This window comes from uncultured Thiocystis sp. (assembly GCF_903866365.1).
Taxonomy (GTDB): domain Bacteria; phylum Pseudomonadota; class Gammaproteobacteria; order Chromatiales; family Chromatiaceae; genus Chromatium.
Genome location: NZ_CAIPNF010000393.1, coordinates 1 through 4,836, shown reverse-complemented (window position 1 = coordinate 4,836; position 4,836 = coordinate 1). Strand labels below are relative to the sequence as shown.

The 4,836-nt window shown below is 60.8% G+C and carries 5 protein-coding genes and 1 pseudogene; 2 read left to right on the top strand and 4 right to left on the bottom strand.

Features of this window, described 5'->3' with window-relative positions; all coding sequences use genetic code 11:
- Positions 1–149, bottom strand: a pseudogene (locus tag QZY07_RS21695) (IS5/IS1182 family transposase); the annotation flags it as partial.
- A gap of 90 nt (positions 150–239) precedes the next feature.
- Positions 240–716 (bottom strand): hypothetical protein, encoded by a 477-nt coding sequence (locus QZY07_RS21690; protein ID WP_295407320.1) that lies wholly within the window; start codon positions 714–716, stop codon positions 240–242.
- Positions 717–750: 34 nt separating this feature from the next.
- Between QZY07_RS21690 and QZY07_RS21685 the strand changes: the two genes are divergently transcribed.
- Positions 751–2,193, top strand: coding sequence for a UDP-N-acetylmuramoyl-L-alanyl-D-glutamate--2,6-diaminopimelate ligase (locus QZY07_RS21685; protein ID WP_295407317.1), 1,443 nt, complete (start codon positions 751–753; stop codon positions 2,191–2,193).
- 9 nt (positions 2,194–2,202) lie between these two features.
- Here the strand turns inward: QZY07_RS21685 and QZY07_RS21680 are convergent, their stop codons facing one another.
- The gene (locus QZY07_RS21680) at positions 2,203–2,379 is read right to left on the bottom strand and encodes a hypothetical protein (protein ID WP_295407314.1); all 177 of its coding nucleotides are present in this window, start codon (positions 2,377–2,379) and stop codon (positions 2,203–2,205) included.
- Positions 2,380–2,748: 369 nt separating this feature from the next.
- Between QZY07_RS21680 and QZY07_RS21675 the strand changes: the two genes are divergently transcribed.
- Positions 2,749–4,701, top strand: a complete 1,953-nt coding sequence (locus QZY07_RS21675; RefSeq protein WP_295407311.1) for an SBBP repeat-containing protein — start codon at positions 2,749–2,751, stop codon at positions 4,699–4,701.
- Here the strand turns inward: QZY07_RS21675 and QZY07_RS21670 are convergent.
- On the bottom strand, positions 4,684–4,836 hold a 153-nt coding region (locus QZY07_RS21670), incomplete at its 5' end, for a DUF6399 domain-containing protein (protein WP_295407323.1). The two genes, QZY07_RS21675 and QZY07_RS21670, sit on opposite strands and share 18 nt — an antisense overlap.

The window sequence follows — 4,836 nt, the reverse complement described above, 5'->3', positions numbered from 1 at the left end:
CCGCGTAGGCCTGGAGCAGAGCGCTCAGGTCCAGGCGCTTCCACCACCTCGACCACGTCGCACGCCAGATGCCCCTCGGGCAACCAGGCTTGCAGCGACACGGGCAACTCCAAGAGGACGTCGCGATCGATCGGGCGGAAGATGGGCATCGTCAGTCGTCCTGTCAAGGTCATCTCGTCAGTCTATCAAGTCGGCAGCCCCAAAGTCCGACAGGCTGCTAGAGTATAGTGCGCGAGACCTTAAAGACGCACCCGCCAGGTCGGGCGATTGTCGCGGTCAATTAACCCCTGCCCGAGCAGCCAGTCGCGCGCGTCGGCGGCATCCTGCTCGAACCAGGCCAGCGCCGATCCCAGCCGGAAGCTGTACCCCCAGGCGTCCATGTCCGCGCACAGTCGCGCGCGCCCGACGTCGGGGATGGCGTCGGCCAGCAGCAGTTGCAGATAGCAGACCGCGTTCTCCTCGGCATCGTCGCCCCCCGCGTCCGTCTGCAGCGCGTCGCGGCGGCCTTGATCCATGCAGATCCAGTGACAGGCTTCATGCAGGATCGAATGCAGCGGAGTCGCGGGGAGCGCATACAGAAGATCGCCGACCAGCCCGGCCTCGGGATCGCCCCAGTAGGAGCCGGGGATGGGGTTCCCGGCGGCGAGCAGTCGATAGGTTAGCCCAAAACGCCCCAAAAGTTCGACGATCGCGCCTTCCTCGGCGAGAATGTACATGCAACCTCTCCTCACTGATCCGACATCCGCCACCATGCCTACCGACCCGCTCTCTCAACTGCTGGATACTCTGGATTTTTCCTGGCGGCGCATGCCGGCGACGCGGCACACGATCACCAACATCCAGTGGCGCGCGGACGCCTGCGATGCCGGCTCGATCCTCTTTTTCCAACGCTTCGACGATGGACGCAGCGACGACGAACTCTATCGCCGCTATCTGGCCGATGGCGCCTTTTCGGTGCTGGTCGTCAACCGCCCGTTAGATTGCTTCGAACACCTAGCGGACACCGCCATCTATGTGACCCGACCCGACGACTGGCCCCGCGTGGTCGGGCAGTTCTGCGACCTCTGTTATCCGCTGGAGACGCACCGCCTGCGGTTCATCGGGGTCACCGGAACCAACGGCAAGACCACCACCGTCAAATATCTGGAGTCGATCCTCGTGGCCCACGGCCAGCGCGTGCTCTCCATCGGAACCCTGGGGCTCTTTCGCAACGGCGAGCGGCTGGCGGAGACCGGATTCACCTCGCCGCCCCAGATCGAACTGCGTCGCCTGCTGCACGCCCAACAAGATCGCTGCGATGTCGTGGTCATGGAGATCAGCAGTCACGCACTGGATCAGGGACGCGCCGACGGCATCCCGCTTCAGAACGCCGGCTGGACCAATTTCACCCAGGATCATCTGGATTATCACCATGACGAGTCGTCCTATTTTCGCGCCAAGGCGCGCATTCTCGACCTGATCCAGGACGACGGGCAACTCTATTGCAGCAGTCCGGCCGTGGCCCGCCAGCTTCGGGAAGCGGGGCTGTCGCGCGTGCCGGTCGCGGTACTGGCGCCAGCGACCCTGGAGGCGGACGCCATCGCGGCCAAGCCGTTTCTCGCGCTCGAACACAACCGCCGAAACTACGCGCTCGCCACCGCCCTGGCGGATGGCGTGCTCGGCCCCGGCGCGCGCGCCGACTGGCGACATCTGAGCCCCGTGGACGGGCGCTTCGACTGCCGGACCATCGGCAACCGGACCATCGTCGTCGACTTCGCCCATACCCCGGATGCGCTGGAGACCATCCTGACCGCCATCCGCGACGGCTTCCCGCAGGCTCGCATCCTGACCCTGTTCGGCTGCGGCGGCGACCGCGATCACGGTAAACGCCCGCTGATGGGCGCCGCCGTCGCGCGCCACTCCGACCACTGCATCGTGACCTCGGACAACCCGCGCACCGAGGCCCCCGAACGCATCATCGCGGACATTCTGACCGGCATGCCGACGGACGGTGTAGAGGTCATCGTCGAGCGACCGCAAGCGGTCGCGCATCTGTTCGACTGGCTCGCCGAGCGCCCGACGGACGACGTCTGGGTGGCGCTGATCGCCGGCAAGGGACATGAACGCTATCTCGACCGTAACGGACACAAGGAGTATTACAGCGACCAGGACGAGGTAGAGCGCAATCTGCAGCGCCTCGGTTGGGCTGGATAAGTGACCGGTTCAATGCCGGGAAATCCGCTCCAGCGTCGCGTCCAAGGCCAGCAGATGCTGCTGTTTGAGCCTGTTCCGGGCGGCTTTCATTGCAACCAAGACGGACTGCCAGCGATCAAGTTCCAGACTGTCCACTTTCGGGCGATTCGTACCCGTTATGTTTGCCAAGCGCAACGATTTGGCCATGATTCATTTGGCTTGTGCGCTCATTGTATTCCGGAAACTCCACCCCGCTGGAGATTAAGCAAATTCTGAATCGGATCTCCTCTTAATGGCTGTGTGTCCGGATAGTGGGATCTCCGATTGAGCGATGGCCGCCGGACCCATGCTTGATAGCGGCAGACGTAGACTCAAATCGGTAGTGAGCGCGGGTAAGGATCTGGCCTTGTTGACACCAATCAGTTTTATGTAGAACAATTTGTGCTGCTCCTGACCCTAACGCCTTGCGATGCAAGGGTGCACAGAATCCTTGATCTGCATCGTCGCCTCTGGATAAATTGATTGGCGGCGCGGGATGGACGGTGCAATTTATCCTCGAGAGTAAAGGAAATCGGTATGAGCCATCGTTCGAGACATTGGACACGAAAGCACATTGTTTTGGGACTCGCCCTATTGCTGGGGGCATCGACCGGGCTGGCGGCAGTGACGCCATACAGGCCGGCGGTCGAATCGTCTGGGCCGCTCCCGTTCGCGGATCTGGCGGTTCCACCGTCGGCAATCGCTCCGGACACGGCGGCGAAAGTTTCCTCACGGCCCAACGTTGAGCGGCTGGGTCGTCTCGGGCTACGCTTCGAGCCGAATCAGGGACAGACCCACGAGTCGGTCCGCTTCCTCGCACGCGGAGCTGGCTACACCCTCTTCGTCACGGACAACGAGCTGGTCAGCGTGCTGCCCGGTGCCACTGACGCATCGTCGAATCCCGCTTCCGTATCGTCCTCGCCCAAACAGGCGACCGCACAGACCGCTAAAAACGCCGACCCTGGCGCGGGGGTCGTGCGTATCGGTTTCGTCGGGGCTAACGCTAAGCCGCGCTTTACTGGCCTGGAGCAACAACCGGGGATCAGCAACTACTTCATCGGCAAGGATCCCAAGCAGTGGCAGACCAAGATCCCCAGTTACGCCCAAGTACGTGCCGAGGGACTCTACGAGGGTATCGACCTGGTGCTCTACGAGCAGCAGCGAGATGGGCGAGGTGCCGGCCGGCTGGAGTATGACTTCGTGCTCGCGCCGGGGGCCGATCCGGCCAGCATTCGGCTCAGTCTGAAAGGTGCCGAGAAGGTTCACGCGGATGATGAGGGGAATCTACGGCTGACCCTGAAGGGTGGTCGCGAAATCGTGCAACATGCGCCGAAGGTCCATCAGCTCGTCGACGGGCGTGAGCAGCTCGTTGAGGCTCGTTATGTCTTGCTGAAATCGGCGGGCGATGGAATGCGGGTGGCGGTGGCCGAGTCGAAAGAGTCGGCGGCACCGGAGATGCTGGTTGGGTTTCTAGTCGCCGCCTATGACCGCAACGAAGCATTGATTATCGATCCGGTGTTGGAATATGCGACTTATCTTGGAGGGAGTGGCGACGATAATAACGACACAGGAGGCGATATTGCCGTCGATGAAAATGGCTATGTCTATGTAGCCGCAAACACATGTTCCACGAATTTCCCAACAATCAACGCCCTCGACCCGGATCATAATGGCCCTCTAGATGCTGAGGAAGATGTGCAGTATGAATGCGTCGATGCCGCTATCACCAAACTCACACCTGATGGATCCGCATTGGTCTATTCGAGCTATCTTGGCGGCAATAACTTTGATTTTGCTTACAATATCACTGTCGATAGCGCTGGCAGCCTCTATTTGGCCGGCCAAACGGCTTCACCGGACTTTCCGACCGTCAATGCGATCGATGCCAGTCTCAACGGGTTCTCGGACGCTTTCGTCGCCAAGTTGGCTCCCGACGGCTCAGGGTTGATGTATGCGACCTATCTTGGTGGCGGTGGTGTTGGAGGAGGGACTCTTGGGTTCGGGCTCGACCTAGCATCAGACATCGCTATTGATCGCAGCGGTTCAGCGTATGTTGTCGGCGACACGAACTCATACGACTTTCCGACCGTTAACGCCCTCTATCCTAACCGCGATGATTCATTGTTCAACTCCTCCGATGCCTTCGTTGCGAAGCTTGCGGTCGATGGCTCGACGTTAATCTACTCGACCTATCTTGGCGGAAGTAGTGGGGAGCTGGGCACGAACATCGCTGTTGATCGCGAGGGAAACGCTTATGTGGCAGGGGGAACCTGGTCGACAGATTTTCCTATCGTCAATGCGCTTTATCCAAGCCACAGCGGAAAAAGCTACTACACAGAAAACAATATTTTCCTCTCCAACTACGATATCTTCGTCGCGAAAATCACGCCGGATGGTTCATCGCTCGCTTATTCAACATACTTGGGGGGAAGCAACGAAGATCTGGGCCTTGATCATCGTTCCGGCCACCCCCTACGCGGCAATGGGTAGAAGATAAGCTGGTTTTGGAGGCGGCGGTCGTCGGCGTGCCGGGGATGGCGGCATCGGCATCCGCTCCAACAGTTGCTCGAACAGGGGCGCCGGCGGGCGCCCGAAGAACCGTTCCGCCGCTGTGGTGCCATCGGG